The sequence below is a fragment of the Bradyrhizobium sp. 197 genome (assembly GCF_023073375.1).
Classification (GTDB): domain Bacteria; phylum Pseudomonadota; class Alphaproteobacteria; order Rhizobiales; family Xanthobacteraceae; genus Bradyrhizobium.
The window spans coordinates 100,321-114,744 of record NZ_JADPJJ010000121.1 but is presented as its reverse complement, the minus strand read 5'-3'; the positions used below and the strand labels follow the sequence as shown (position 1 = coordinate 114,744).

The window sequence follows — 14,424 nt, the reverse complement described above, 5'->3', positions numbered from 1 at the left end:
GCGCGGATGGAACATGCTCGAAACATTGTCCCGATGCCCCACACAACTCATCCACAAACTCAGCGTCGCCTAACCGAGCAAACGGACCTGGGCAGTTACCATGTTTGTAGGAAAGATGCTCGAATTCGAGCTGCTGCAGGGGCGCTCACGTGCGTTCGTGGCGTTGCTTCCTTCACGAGCCTCGCACCCCAACATGAGGCGGCGTAATCTGAAGGAGAGGCGGGACACACTCCATTCGGTGTCCAGCTGCGGACCGGTTCGCCAAAAGGCAGTTGCATTTGCTCTCCTGCACCAGCCAAACAACCGCTGCTCCAGCGAAAGAATCATTCTTCCACCAGAATTTGCGGGCATCAGAGGTCCGTGCCCGGCACCTTGAAGGTTCGCTCTTGACCTACATAGGAAGGACAAAACGCGCCCCGAGCGGTCAACCTGAAGGTGTTGTTAGACCTGCCAGTAGCTCATCGATCCGCTAAGGGCCCAGGGCCAGGCAGAAGCATTAAAGGGGAGCCGACGCACTCCGTCGACAAGAAAGTGCGTCGGGTTCGCCCCACATCGCCAGTACATCCGTGGTGATGCTGCCTCCAATGAAGCAACCAGCGTGGCAAAGCTGAGGCTCGCTCAGCAAGGCAGAGTAGGTCGTGACTCCCCGCTACTTCGTGCCGGCCAGGAAGGGGGGCTTGGTCATTCGTAGCGTCAGGTTGTACGCTGCCGGCGCAGATCTATCGAATCGGCAAAGAAGGCGTTCCGCTGTACTTTATTCTAATTGCAATTCTCTTCACCGGTTTTGGGGTAGCCTACGCCTTGCTTGAACAGCGGTTCAAGCAGCGAGAACTCTCTCGGTCATCGGCTTCGCACGGCCGGCAATTGCCCTGCGGCGAACGGCAGCGAGCGGCATTCCGATCAGCGAGGGCCTATACGGGCGCTCGGTGAGCATCAGGGGTGCCTTTGTCGCGGGTCAGTTGCTCCATCATTGGAGGAATGAAGAGAATAGTTATGGGCGCGGTTTCGCTCACACTTGGCTTTCAGATCTGCCCTTCATGCTGTGGTTCAGAGTCGATGACTGCATTGCGCATTCCAACAATGGAGCCAGGAGTGAACGTCGATTTCGAAAACAGCACCGCTCGTGTCGCCGGGATTTCTAGCCTGAGCGCCCTTGCGGCGTTTATGTTCAGCGACTCGAGCGAGCATCTTGCTTCTCCTCGGGTCTTAGAACGGAAGCAGCGATCCGGGCCCTGCTGCACGTCGGGCAGTGCGCCATGGTCGGGTAACGGGCCACGAGCCCACTCCATCGAATACAATCCTTCGCCGACACACTGCGCTAGCGAGAGCGCCGCCGCCGATTCTGTGCAGGCTCAGCCGGCGCGCAGGATTGGGCTTGATCGACACGCTTGGGCCACGTATTCGGTGTGTAAGTCGCATCTCGGCGTGCCGCCGTCCACTCTTTGGCGGCCTTAATCGGTAATCCGGCCCCTTTGCGAAGTCTCTTCACAAGCTCGCCCGATATGTGTCAGCTTCCTGCTCAGTCCTTATTGATCGGGCGGGCAAATGCCGCGGGACCTCAGCCGAACTCTGTTCGGCTCAAGCATCGACAGTGACATCCAGCTCCTGTGGGAGGACGGTGATCGCGCGTTCTGCCGTGGGTGGCACCGGCAAATCCACGGCAGCAGGGCTGTCGTGCTTGTCGTGCGGCCCATCGCGGAACACCCAGCGACGCTCGACCGCCTCGCCCATGAGTACGAGCTGAGGGAGGAGCTAGACGAGGGATGGGCGGTGCGGCCGTTGGAACTCATCCGGGAAGCCGGTCGGACTATGCTGGTCCTGGAGGATCCATGCGGCGAGCCACTGCTAAATTTACTCGGGATCCGTATGGAGCCGAAGCGCTTCCTGCGCCTCGCTGTTGGTATCGCGAGGGCCGTGGGCAGGCTTCACCGGCACGGCTTGGTCCACAAGGAGCTGAAACCCGCTCACATTCTGGTCAATTGTCCTGACGAACAGGTGCGACTCACTGGGTTTGGTCTGGCTTCCCGCCTTTCCCGCGAGCGCGTGCCGCCTGAGCCTGCCGAGTTCATCGCCGGCTCGCTGCCCTACATGGCGCCCGAACAGACCGGACGAATGAATCGCTCGGTCGATTGTCGCAGTGATCTCTATTCACTTGGCGTGACATTCTACCAGCTGCTGACCGGCGCGCTGCCGTTCACGGGCTCAGATCCCTCGGAGTGGATCCATTGTCATATTGCAAGAAAAGCAACACCGCCCGTCGAGAAGTCGCAAAACCTCCCGGAGCCGATATCTCAGATTGTGATGAAACTCCTCGCGAAAACCGCCGAGGAACGCTACCAGACTGCCGCTGGCCTTGAGCACGATCTGCAACACTGTCTCGCAGCATGGGCCAACCACGGTCGCATCGACCCGTTTGAGCTCGGCACAGACGACACACCTGATCGGCTGCTCATCCCCGAGAAGCTCTATGGCAGAGCCCTTCAGATCGAGGTTTTGCTTGCCTCTTTCGATCGCGCGGTGAAGAGCGGCGCGCCGAAGTTGGTGCTCGTCGCCGGTTATTCCGGTGTCGGTAAGTCTTCGCTCGTCCAGGAGCTACACAAAGCACTGGTGCCCTCGCGCGGGCAGTTGGTATCAGGCAAATTCGACCAACTGAAGCGCGACGTTCCTTATGTGACGCTAGTGCAGACGTTTCAGAGTCTTGTCCGTCCTCTTCTCAGCAAAAGTGAGGGCGAACTCGCCACCTGGCGGCAAGCGCTCCTGGAGGCGCTCGGCACGAATGGACGACTGATGGTCGAATTGATCCCCGATCTGAGCCTGATCATTGGCGAGCAGCCCGCAGTTGCTGAGCTTCCAGCCCGGCAAGCGCAAATGCGTTTCCAGCTGGTGCTTCGCCGCTTCATTGGCGTGTTCGCGCGGCGAACCCATCCTTTGGTGCTCTTCCTCGACGATTTGCAGTGGCATGATGCCGCAACGCTCGACTTGATCGAGGATCTCCTGACGCAGTCGGATCTGCACCTGCTGCTGATTGGAGCTTACCGCAGCAACGAACTTGATGCAGGCCATCCACTCAAACGCAAGCTCGACTCCTTCAGGAGAGCCGACGTAAATTTCGAGGAGATCACGCTCTCGCCGCTCGCTGCAGACGATGTCGCGCGGTTAGTCGCGGATACCCTTCGCTGCGGACTAAAACGCGCTGCCCCGCTTGCAAAGTTGGTGCATCAGAAGACGATGGGTAATCCGTTCTTCGCCATTCAATTCCTTTCTGAACTGGCCGAAGAGCAGCTATTGACGTTCGATCACGAGTCGGCGCGCTGGCGGTGGGATCTCGAGCGTATTCACGCAAAAGCGTACACCAAGAATGTCGTGGATCTGATGCTCGGCAAGCTCATCCGCCTGCCTGAGGCAACGCAGGACGCGCTGCAACAGCTGGCCTGTTTCGGCAACATCGCCGGGACGGCGGAGCTTGCGATCGTGCTCGAAATTTCGCAGGAGAAGGTGCATGCGACCCTGTGGCCGGCGATCCGGCAGGAACTCATCGCGCGCCACGGAACAGCCTACCGCTTCCTCCATGATCGCGTTCAAGAGGCGGCCTACTTCCTGGTGCCGGAATCCTCGCGCGCTCCTGCCCATCTGCGGATCGGTCGGTTGCTGGCGGCACACGTTCCTGCGCACAAACGCGAAGAGGCTATCTTCGACATCGTCAGCCAACTCAATCGAGGCGTCGCGCTAATTGCCTCCGGTCATGAGCGTGAGCAGCTCGCAGAGCTGAATTTCGTCGCAGGGCAGCGTGCCAGGGCGTCGGCTGCCTACGCCTCGGCACTCACATATTTCACCGTCGGTGCTGCGCTGCTCGCGGAGCACTCTTGGGGAAGGCGCCACGAACTCGCGTTTGCACTGGAGACAAGCCGGGCTGAATGCGAATTCTTGGTAGGCCAGCTGGACATTGCAGAGAGCCTCCTGTCGGTACTGTCGAAGCGCGCCTTGAACGCGCCCCAGCGAGCAACGGTCGCATGCTTGCGGGTCGATCTTTACTTGGCGCTCGGCCAGCACGGGCGGGCAGTGCTCACAGGGCTCGAATATCTTCACGACGTCGGGATCGAGTGGTCGCAGCATCCGACGGACCAGGAAACATTAACTGAATATCAGCGGATGTGGTCACAGCTGCCCGAGGCAATCGAGGATCTTTCTAGGTTGCCTGCAATGACAGATCAGACCATGCTTGCCACGCTTGCCGTCTTGACGCGCATTCTTCCGCCCGCAGGTTTCACGGACGCCAATTTATCCGCTCTGGTCATCTGCAGAGCTGTCACCATCAGCCTCGGATACGGCAACACTGATGCTTCTTGCGCCCATTACGCATGGCTGGGCCGAATCTTGGCCGGGCGCTTCGGCGACTACCAAGCAGCTGACAAATTTGGTCGTCTTGCTTGCGACCTGGTTGATCGCGGTGAGTTCTCCCGCTTTCGGGCTCCCGTCTATTTGGCCTTCGGGTGCAACGTGATCCCGTGGACGAAGCCCCTAAGAGGTGGCCGAGTTTTGATTCGGCGAGCGCTCGCAGCTGCGGTCAGCAGCGGCGATGTCATCTATGAGGCGTACAGCTTGCTTCATCTAACCTCAAATATGATGATGGCCGGAGATCCCCTGAAAGAGGTGCAGAACGAGATAGAGAAAAGCTTTGCTACGATACGGGATAGAAAGGTTCAGTTTGCTGCTGATACCGTAGCCGCTCAGCTCGCAATCATTAGAAGCATGCGCGGCCTCACGCGCTCATTCGGTTGCTTGGATGACCAACAGTTTGACGAGCTAGAGGTCGAGCGATCGTTGGCTCGGAGTCTGGAGCTGTCACCTAGTGAAACCGTCTACTGGATCCGCAAACTTCAGGCGCGATTTCTAGCCGGCGATTATGCTGCGGCTGTTGATGCTCGCTCCAAGGCGGAGCCCAAATTATGGACTCTGCCGACAGAGCCCTTGATCGCGGAGTTTCACTTCTTTGGTGCGCTGTCTCACTCATGTTACTGCGACAAGCTAGGCGAAAGCGAACAACAGCAACATTGGCTTATCATTGATGCCCATTACAGACAGCTGCAGATATGGGCGACGAATTGCCCCGAAAATTTTGAGAATCGGGCTACCTTGGTCGGCGCTGAAATTGCAAGGCTCGAATACCGGGATGCACACGCAATGCGACTGTATGAACACGCAATCCAGACCGCAGCACGTAACGGTTTCGCCCACCACGAGGCAATCGCTTGCGAGCTTGCAGCGCGCTTTTATGCTGCGCGTGGTTTTGACAGAATATCCCGGGTTTACCTGCAGGACGCCCGGCGCGGCTACCTTCGTTGGGGGGCGGATGGCAAAGTGCGTCAGCTCGACGAGCTGAATCCCCATCTCAGCCATGAGGAGACCGCTCCTGCCGTGAATGGCCTGCGGATCGGAGCTCCGGTTGAGCATCTTGACCTCGCGACGGTGACAAAAGTGTCGCAGGCGATTTCCGGCGAGATTGTTCTTCAAAAGCTAATCGACACGCTTATGCAGACTGCCATTGAGCAGGCCGGCGCCGAACGAGGTTTGTTGATTCTGCTACATGGAGGCGAGCCACGGATCGAGGCGGAAGCCACAACGGTAGCGGATGCGCTGCTTGTAAAGGTGAATGAACAGCCCGTAACGCCGATGGCCCTTCCCGAGTCCGTGCTGCATTTCGTCCTGCGTGTCCGCGAAAACGTCATTCTCGAAGATGCTGTCGCCGAGCCTTCATTTGCGGAAGATCCGTATATCCGCGAGCGCAAAGCGCGTTCTATTCTTTGCCTGCCACTGATCACGCAGGGCAAGCTGATCGGCGTACTTTATCTGGAGAATAATCTCGCCGCGCGCATATTCTCGGCTGCCCGCAACTCGGTACTTAAAATGCTTGCCTCCCAAGCTGCAACAGCGCTGGAAAACAGCCGGTTGTACAGCGAAGTTCAGCAACGGGAGTCGAAAATCCGGCGCTTACTTGACGCTAACATCATTGGAATATTTATCATTCGCGAAGGAGGCGAGATCATCGAAGCAAATCAAAGCTTTCTCACGATGGTTGGATACGACCGAGAGGATCTCGTCGCGGGGCGAGTGAACGGTCTCGACCTGACACCGCCAGAATGGCACGAGCGTACACTGAATGCGGGAACAGAAGCAAAAAGGACCGGAGCGGTTCAGCAGTTCGAGAAAGAGTATGTCCGCAAGGATGGCAGCCGCGTGCCGGTGCTAGTTGGCCTCGCCGTATTCGATGCGCGAGACGACCAAGGTGTTGGCTTCGTCCTCGACCTGACAGAGCGAAGGAGAGCGGAAGCGGAAGCCCGTGAAAGCGAACGACGGTATCGCGAGACTCTGATGGGGCTGGCACACGCCAATCGGATCACGACAATGGGACAGCTGGCCGCCTCAATCGCCCATGAAGTCAACCAGCCGATTGCCGCGATCAGGAGTAATGCGGGGGCGGGGCTAAATTGGCTCGGTGCTCAACCGCCAAATCTGGAAGAAGTTCGGCAGACCTTCGGGTTGATTGTCCGTGACAGTATGCGAGCGGGGAACGTGATCCGCCGGATCCGCGCTCTTATGAATAAGGCTCCTATGCAAACGGAGCTTCTCGCAATTGACGAATTGATTTTAGAGGTGCTGGGCCTAGTTCGCGCGGAACTTGCGAAAAATGATGTATGGGTGCAAACGCGACGGACTGAGGCGTTGCCGCTCGTCCGGGCAGATCGCGTCCAGGTGCGGCAGGTGATTCTCAATTTGATCACGAACGCCATCGAGGCCATGAGCGAGATCAACGAAAGTGATCGCGAGTTACTGATCAGTGCGCGGACAGATGACTCGAATAACGTAGTGGTCACTTTTCGGGATACGGGTCCAGGACTCGATCCGAACTGCGCTGACCGCGTGTTCGATGCGTTTTACACCACCAAGTCCGAAGGCATGGGCATGGGGCTGGCCATTTGCCATTCTATTATTGAGGCGCACGGAGGCCGGATGTGGGCGGGCGCCAATGATCCTCGCGGGGCCGTCTTTCAGTTCAGCATGCCGGTTGCGCCGGAGGGCGTGGATCGGTCGGAACAGGTCTCTTCAACGTCTTAGGCTCGAATTCGACATCGAGCAGGGCGCTCCGGGAGCCCCGATCATCGTGACAGAAGCAACGGCGAGACCTCGAGGATTTGAGACATTCGCGTTTCTTACTGCCCATCGGGGAGTGTTGGAGCGTGCGCAGATTGTCGCGAATTGTCAGAAGATCTGCAATCTGACCCTAACGTCGGATTCAAGACGCTTTGAGGGCTTCCTGCAAGTCTCAGAGGCTTGCAGGGCGTCAAGCGGAATAAGACGAAAGCTGCACACGCAGTGTTCGAGAGAATGACGGCAATCGCCCTCCAAAGCATCTTTTGTTTGAGTCGGGAGGGCGACATGATTTAACTTAATGCATGCAACCGTCGCCTGTGGCAGTGCAGATCTTCAGTGTGGGTGATCAGTTCGGCCCATGGCAACATTCCGTACTAAACTGGTTTCGAAACCGCTTGCTTTGAGAACCGTGGAGCCGGGGCAGCCCACTTGAATCCGATCTCAATGCAGAGCATTCTGTCATGCGCCCCGAAGCGCACCTCGGATTGCAACCGAGGTACCGCTCTTCTTCTCCGGAGTTGGCCTCGGGGCCGCGCGCCGCTGTTGGCGGTTGCAATAGCTGACGCGCAAGCGATGGCGTCCTGTATGGTTTTCTCTGCTCTGTGAAAAGCACCTGCCGCGAGCAGGAACCGTCCGCTGCCGGCGCATCGCTGTGCAGAAGGAGAGCAGTCGAGGATATGGAGAAATGCAGGTGGTACCGCGTCGTTCACAATACGTCGTTCGGGTTCGTCATCGCAATGAGGTGAGCCACACGACGGTCTTCGTCACGGTCGCTCTTTGATAACCCCTCGATGACGCCGGCGCGATCCGCCGCGTTGCGGTTCTGGCTCATCTTCCGCGTCCCATCCAACCGTGTAATTTGCAATCGCAGGCCGACAATCCCCTTCAGCTCCGTTTTGATGAAATCGGCAGGGGCGTCAGACACCGCCCAGCGGTCTTTGCCCGAGCGCTCATGCACATCGGTCAGCCGCGTGACCACCTTTCGCAGCCGATCGGCATCATCGAAGAATTCGATCGGCCCGTAGGCATGCACAGCGACATAGTTCCACGTCGGTACGGCCTCGCCTCTCTCGTGCTTGGTCACGTACCAGGAGGGGCTGACATAGGCCTCCGGCCCAGCGAAAATGGCCATCGCCTCGCCAGCCGGTGTCAGCTTCCACTGCGGATTCGCACGCGCCACGTGGGCGTAAATCGTGCCCATGGAGCCTTCGCGCTCGTCGAGTACTACGGGCAGCATCGTTCCAACAAGCCCTTCGTGAGTAGCGGTGATCAGTGTCGCCGTGCGTGCCTCGCGCATCGTCCGATGAACGTCGGTGATATCGACAACTTGGAAGGAGCGCGGCGTGTACATCGACGAAGCTCCCCGGCAGCCCGACGGAAAGCCGGGCGACTCATGATTCGGACTAGGGTACGCCTCGTGTCGGATCACAGAAACGATCAGTTTTGGTGGGTATTTTCATTCCTCCGCGCTCTAGGCCCCTGGGCCAGTAAGCCTATGATGAGTCAAAGGTGCAGGTGCAGATCGGAGGGTGCGTTTGCACGCTGGCCAGCCGTTGCCTTCCACGGACCGCCTGCAGACGAATTCGGCTCTTCGTGCCGATGACTGCAGCACATGAGCAGCTTCACCTTAGAGCTATGAGTGGGACGCCAGAGTTGCGGCTGAGCCCTTGCCGCATCAGCTCGCCGCGCCGCGAGTCGCAGGTTGGCGGTGACTGGTTGTGCTAGATCCGCGCCGGCACTGGACGGACATATCAAAAGCAAGGAAATCTTGGCCATTCCGGCGGCGTGATGATCGCCGGTCAAGAAGTCGATAAGAGGCGTCCGTCTGTGAGATGTGTCTGGCACGCGACATACAGGCCCAATCTGGCCCACCTATATCGCAGACAGGGGCCTAACATCCGACGTGCAATCCAGGATGACGAGGATCCCAGCCGCGCCGCCTATCTGTTTCCCGCGGGATGCGAATGCACCACGCGTTCTGGTGCTGGTCGAAAATGGCGAAGAGCTCAAGCGCCTCCCGCCGGTCCAGCACGTCAAGAGCGACGGCCCATCCTCCTAGCCTAGGGTCTGTACCTAATTTGCGCCACGTGATTCTCTTCCGCATATTTTGATTCGGGGACGAGCGATGCGTGGCGGCCTGTTTTGGTTGAATGATAAGCAGTGGGCGCGGATAGAACCTCACCTGCCGACGGGACTGACCGGACCGGATCGGGACGACGATCGGCGCATTATCAGCGGCTTCATTCAGATGCTGCAATCGGGTGCGCGGTGGCGCGATTGTCCCCCTGAATACGGGCCTTACACGACGATCTACAATCGCTTCAATCGTTGGGCAAAGCGCGGACGATGGTGCGCGATCTTTGAAGCGCTGGCCAAGCCCGGCAAAGATGCCGTCGCGCTTTCGCTCGACTCGACCTCGATTAAAGCTCACCGGTGTGCCTCCGGCGGAAAAGGGGGGAGCACAATCAAGCAATCGGCCGCTCGCGAGGCGGCCGCACGACAAAACTCCATGCGCTGAGCGATGCCAGGCGGAACGACGATTACCCGCCCAAGGCGAAAGCGGTCGTCCCTGAGCGTCGACGGGCTGAGGCGGGATCGGGGCAGCAGCACGCCATGGATCGCGACGGCGGCGCCGATCTCGATGTGTGCACCCGGGGCCGCACCGACAGTCTTGATGAGCGGCGCGGCGCCGCCGGCGCACGATCCCTTCCGAAAGGGTCCGCGCTCGAGGCCGAAGATGGAAACCGGCCCAGGCGGCGGGCAGACGAACACGAGATCGCCGACGACGACTTGCCGACCGATTGGCACGCCTACCCGGTCTATTTGACGAACGAGAAGAAGCTGGCGCCACGCTCGGTGCAAGTGACCGTCGCGGCGCTTCGATTTCTCTACCGCGCCACGCTCGGCCTCGATTGGGATTTCGACCAGATCATTCAGTGCGCCAAAGGCGCCAAAGACACTGGCCTTCATTCTCAGCCCTGAGGAGGTGCTGCATCGCCAAGCCGACCGACCGTCAGCCCAAAACCGCCGCCGCATGACCGGCCCGTCCGTCACCAAAATTTGGCGATAGCTCATTTCCGGAGCCGGCTCTGCGATCGGGGTTGAAGTCTACGTAGCGTCAGGTTGTACAGTCCGAATCATACATGCGGTGAAGCTTCATGATCGGAAGGAGAGGCTTCAATGTCCTAAGAGCGCAGGTGCGTTTGAGTATTGATTGTGCAGGCACGGCCGGCTGGTTGTAGCTAATGTGAGGACATTGAACTGAAGACGAAGAGAGTTTGCAAGGGAACTTCTCAAACCCCGGACGCCTTCCAACAGCAATGGGGCGGCCCAGTTTCGATCGCGGTGTGGCCGCATGCCCTTCTTGCCTGGAAGGGGGGAGGCGGCACCATGGCTTTTTGGACCGTGCGAGTATTTGGTTTCGTTGGTTTAAGGTTTGGCGATAGCTCAGCTGTTGCCCAGGAATCCGGGGCGCTCTTCTGCGGCAATGCACGAGCTCGGAGCGCGCGCGATAACGGTCCCTTGTTGTTCAATTGGCGATCTTGACGTCTAGCTTTTCGCGCCGGTGTCGCTGCCAGGCGGCTTGAAGAGTCGTCTCATCTAGTAGGAGAGTGGTGTGGAACCGATCTATAACGATCCGGACTATTGGATGCGCTGGCACGCCGAGCTGCAGGAGCTGCAGAGTGCGCGGCAAGAGGCGGATCAAGCTGGCTTCGAGCAGCAATTGGGCGAGCTGCAACTCCGCTCTCCTGAGGAGAGTTCGGGGGGTAGTTCCCCCGACACTCCAGCCGCACGGTCGCATGAAAACATCCAGCGTACGGACGTTGGTGGTTCGATGCGAATGCCGCCAAGGTCCAATCTGCGGAGCAATGCGTTCAGCAGCGCGCGTCACAGCGTCGATGTTCCGCACGCTCATCTTGGTTCGGCTGCAAATAATTACCGGTCTGACTTGCGGGAGGGGCCATTCAGCAGCATGCGCTACGCAGCGCCCTCGGAGGAACAACCTACGGCGCGGACGAAGGACAACAAGCCCCGTGGACTGTTCTCTCGGGTCAAATCAGGACTAAGCAAAGTCTTTGGAGGAAGCCACCGTGAGAAGTGGTCCGGCGGCCCAGCGTTTGATGTCGTCTCCTCGGAGCTTCGCATGGACTTTGCAAAGCGCAGTCGTCCGTCCGAGGCAGACCTGGAGCTGATTGAAGAGTTCAAGACGGCATTGGGCAGCGCGAACCGTACCGCGAAGACGATCGATAATTATGTGATGGCTCTTCGAAAGTTCAGCGAATTCCTCCAACCCAAAGGCGTCACTCTGAACGACCTGCTTGGCAATGCTGAGCTGCTGACAGCCTATAAAGATGAATTTAATAAGGTGGCGAGCGCCAATAGCAGGCACCATGTGGGGCCAGCCTTGAATGCACTCCAGAATTTCCAGGCTGGAAATCCCATATCCGCCCCAGCCTGGGTGGGTACGCGAGCGCAACCGATGCACCCCGAGGACGAGCGGATGATCGGCCAGTTCGTGGAAAACGTCAAAAGCTACAGAGTTGCTCCCGATGGCACCAGAGGCCGCGGGACTGGAACGGTTCCCCCTGATACGATCAGGAACAATATGATAGCGCTCAACGGGTTTGCTCGTTGGCTCCGAGCGCAGAACAAGGATCCCCTGGCTCCTCGGGCGTTCAACGAGCCAATGTCGCTCGCCGTCGACATCGACGAGTACGTCGAAGCTGGCGGCGATCATGATGATCGCCTCAGCGTGGCATTGTCTCATCTTCGCAGGATCGGGGCTGACGGGCTCCAAGCTGTCGGCGCCGGGCCCCGCCTGATGGGGCGCCAAACATTGGCGGCTCATCCGGAGGACGTCTCCATTATCGATGACTTTTTGACGGACGCTCTATCCAAGCTTGGATCCGACGCGACTCGCAAGGAGAAACACGACGCTTCGACGAAGGCGTCCAGCCTACGCTCTTTTAGTGATTGGCTTCGAAGAGAGGGCAGGCCGAGCATCATGGACCGCATCGAGGGCAATGCTGAGCAGCAGCGGTCATTGAGCGCAGATCATTCGGCGTACCAGAAAGCCACAAAGCCGGGCGCCCCACTCAATCTCTTTCGACAATACCTGGGTCTCGAGACCAGGCGACACAGACAACGACCTCGTGCTTATGACGACGACGCCAGCCTGATCGCGAGCCTGGCTAACGAAGAGCTGAGAAACCTCGACCCAGCTTCCGAACAGAGAAGAAAAATAATTCAACAGACTGCTTCGATCCGACGCAAGTTCAGTGATTGGCTCCGCACAGAGGGTAGGGAGAGCATCGCGAGTCGAATCAACGGCAATAGTGAGCAGCAGCGCTCGCTGGGCGCAGACCTCCGGGCTTTCAGGGAAGCCACAGGGAGAGTTGATAGCGTGGGTCTCAAGAAGCTCAAGCAGTATCTGCTACTCGTTGAGGCAAACAGAGCGCTGGGTGTGAGCTTCCCTGAGCAGAGGGCTGGGTCGAACTCAACCTCAACCTGGGCGCGAGATTTGCCGACTCCGCCGTCCGAAAGTGAGTGGCCGCCGCTGCTAGGTCCGTTTGGGCAGGCCGGCTTGCAGGAACCGGCTAGGTCGAGCTCGACCTGGTCCCCGCGCGTGCCGTCCGACTTCGATCCAAGTGAGTGGCCGGCGCCGCAAGGCCCGGTTGGACCGACCGGTTGGCAGGACCCGGCCGGCTCGAGCTTCACCTGGTCTCCACGAGTGCCGTCCGGCTTCGAGTGGCCAACTCCGGAGGGCGCGCCAGCTCGGTCCTCAGACATCTACCGCGATTTGACTTCTTTCGCTGATCTGCCGTCCACACCGCAGGAAATGCGTGACGACGCCCAGTCAAGGCCGGTGCTCAGCCCGACCGGCAGACCGCCGTTCTTCATCGGTCCATCAGGCAAGCCGCAAGAGCTCGAGGAGATCGGATATCTCGTCGGCGAGGATTGGCAGCATGGCTCACAGGCGGTGCCGGACTTCCTGCTCGATGTACTGGACAATAGAATGCTGTTGCCGAGTTCGCGAATGGCTCCCCAGCCGGTCTCTATCAACGGTGAGACCTACTCCATCGCATTGGGGCCGCGAGGACGCCGCGACGCCCAACTGATCCATCACCCTGGCCCATCCTCGGTTCCTGATGCCCGGATCGGCGCTTCGACGGCGAGTGCCTCTGCCGGCGACCGCAGCGGACGGGTGCTCGGAGCCAGGGAATGGCTGGGTGACGCGCATATCCAGCGGGACTACGAGCTCCTGTCGCAGGAGTTGCGGCAAAGCAATCCAAACCTCGCCGCCCGGACCCGGTTCGTCGATCCTCTCATCGCCTTTCAGGTGGGCCATGGTACGGAGGGCGACGCCCTGAACGCATTCCATCGCATTGTCAACGATCTGAATGGCAACGATACGGCCGACTTCCTGTTCTTGCCGGTGAGTGATGCGAGCGCTACGGACCTCCTTGACCGCGGCTCCCATTGGTCGTTTCTGCTGGTAGATCGCCGCGATCGCGACAGGCCGGTTGCCTATCACTACGACTCCTTAGAGCCATACAATGCCGGACCTGCAGAAACGCTCGCAGCGCGGGTGGGAGCCGATTTGCGAGATGCCCTCATACGCGAGCAGAGGAACGGCTATGATTGCGGTGTCTTTGTGGTCGATGGTACCCGGGAGCTGGTCAGACGGCTCGCGGGAAGACGGCAGGCAGATCTGAACCTCCTCAACCTCGTCGTCGACCGGCAGGCATTGCAAAACCGACTAAGGGGCTGATGTCGGCTTCAACTGAATAGCGCGCGCAGCTGGTTGAAGGGGTTGAAGTGCAACTTCGCCCCGATTGAAGGTCTGCAATCGGCCCGTTCGCAGAGCATGATGGTGTCTCACAACGAGAGCGGAGCCGGAGCTAGCCCGTCTTATTCGCCGGCGTGCTGAGAGGTTGGCGAGCGTGGCGTAAAGCGCTGATGCGGCGTAGGATGTCGTCCGTGAAGTTTCCCGCAACGCGCTGGTTCAAGCGTAGTGCGGCTGGCGGATGATGCACCGGAGCCTCTGCATCAGGGCCGCAAAAGCCGTTCGAACCAGCGCAGCAAAAGGTGGAAGTTGAAGCCGGCGGCGGCAAGGACGGGGTTGATTCGGTCGCGGGCGCGGCCCTTGAGGTGGTTGCGGCTCATGCGGTGTTCGGCCTTGAGGTGACCGATCACCGGCTCGACCGCGGCGCGGCGCTTCATCTCGCGGCGGATGGATGGTCTTGGTGACGCGGCGGACAGAGCTGACCCCGG

Annotated in this window: 4 protein-coding genes and 2 pseudogenes; 4 read left to right on the top strand and 2 right to left on the bottom strand. The window is 59.3% G+C overall.

All coding sequences use genetic code 11. The features are described from left to right. Nucleotides 1-1,545: 1,545 nt before the first annotated feature. Nucleotides 1,546-7,113, top strand: a complete 5,568-nt coding sequence (locus IVB27_RS28025; RefSeq protein WP_247446200.1) for a trifunctional serine/threonine-protein kinase/ATP-binding protein/sensor histidine kinase — start codon at nucleotides 1,546-1,548, stop codon at nucleotides 7,111-7,113. 742 nt (nucleotides 7,114-7,855) lie between these two features. Here the strand turns inward: IVB27_RS28025 and IVB27_RS28020 are convergent. Further along, a complete protein-coding gene (locus IVB27_RS28020; RefSeq protein ID WP_247342287.1) occupies nucleotides 7,856-8,500 on the bottom strand; it encodes an FMN-binding negative transcriptional regulator in 645 nt (214 codons plus the stop codon). 753 nt (nucleotides 8,501-9,253) lie between these two features. Between IVB27_RS28020 and IVB27_RS28015 the strand changes: the two are divergent. The 3 genes and pseudogenes from IVB27_RS28015 to IVB27_RS28005 all read left to right on the top strand — a co-directional run. Continuing rightward, nucleotides 9,254-9,672, top strand: a pseudogene (locus IVB27_RS28015) (IS5 family transposase); the annotation flags it as partial. A gap of 90 nt (nucleotides 9,673-9,762) precedes the next feature. Continuing rightward, nucleotides 9,763-10,131 (top strand): hypothetical protein, encoded by a 369-nt coding sequence (locus IVB27_RS28010; RefSeq protein WP_026233973.1) that lies wholly within the window; start codon nucleotides 9,763-9,765, stop codon nucleotides 10,129-10,131. A 634-nt stretch (nucleotides 10,132-10,765) separates the two neighbouring features. Next, complete coding sequence (locus IVB27_RS28005) at nucleotides 10,766-13,921, top strand: Ulp1 family isopeptidase (protein WP_524536522.1); 3,156 nt, start codon at nucleotides 10,766-10,768, stop codon at nucleotides 13,919-13,921. A 278-nt stretch (nucleotides 13,922-14,199) separates the two neighbouring features. On the opposite strand, the pseudogene IVB27_RS28000 reads toward IVB27_RS28005, so the two are convergent. Continuing rightward, a pseudogene (locus IVB27_RS28000) lies at nucleotides 14,200-14,388 on the bottom strand (transposase); the annotation flags it as partial. Nucleotides 14,389-14,424 lie beyond the last annotated feature (36 nt).

Coding starts and splice junctions, on each gene's coding strand:
- IVB27_RS28025 (WP_247446200.1), top strand. CDS start 1,546: ATGCCGCGGGACCTCAGCCGAACTCTGTTCGGCTCAAGCATCGACAGT.
- IVB27_RS28020 (WP_247342287.1), bottom strand. CDS start 8,500: ATGTACACGCCGCGCTCCTTCCAAGTTGTCGATATCACCGACGTTCAT.
- IVB27_RS28010 (WP_026233973.1), top strand. CDS start 9,763: ATGGATCGCGACGGCGGCGCCGATCTCGATGTGTGCACCCGGGGCCGC.